This window comes from Psychrobacter sp. TB55-MNA-CIBAN-0194 (assembly GCF_040309505.1).
Taxonomy (GTDB): domain Bacteria; phylum Pseudomonadota; class Gammaproteobacteria; order Pseudomonadales; family Moraxellaceae; genus Psychrobacter; species Psychrobacter fozii.
Map to the genome: position 1 here is coordinate 1 of NZ_JBEOOW010000064.1, position 368 is coordinate 368.

The 368-nt window shown below is 37.0% G+C and carries 1 protein-coding gene; it reads right to left on the bottom strand.

The window, feature by feature from the left end:
* Positions 1 to 320, bottom strand: a 320-nt coding sequence (locus AAEY75_RS14265) for a histidine kinase dimerization/phospho-acceptor domain-containing protein (RefSeq protein ID WP_352259931.1), incomplete at its 3' end; no start/stop codon positions are given.
* Positions 321 to 368: the final 48 nt, after the last annotated feature.

Consider the following 368-nt stretch of genomic DNA (forward strand, 5'->3'; position numbering starts at 1 on the left):
AAAATATCATTAATAATTCCTAATAATGACTCTGCAGATGATTGCGCAAGTTTAATCTGATGCTTTTGTTGTTGATCTAATTGGGTTGCTTTAACAATATTAAGCATTCCCAACACCCCATTCATGGGTGTGCGAATTTCATGGCTCATATTGGCTAAAAAACGACTCTTAAGCTGGTTTGCTTGCTCTGCTTGAGCGATGGCTGTTTCAAGCTTACTATTCATTGATTCAAGTGCCTTAGTACGGCTCTCTACTTTGTCTTCTAAGTGATGCTTATATTCTTCTAGCTGCTCTTGATAGTGCTTAATTTGATTAATCATGTGATTAAAGTCGTTAAACAGTATGCCTACCTCATCGGTAGTATAAGC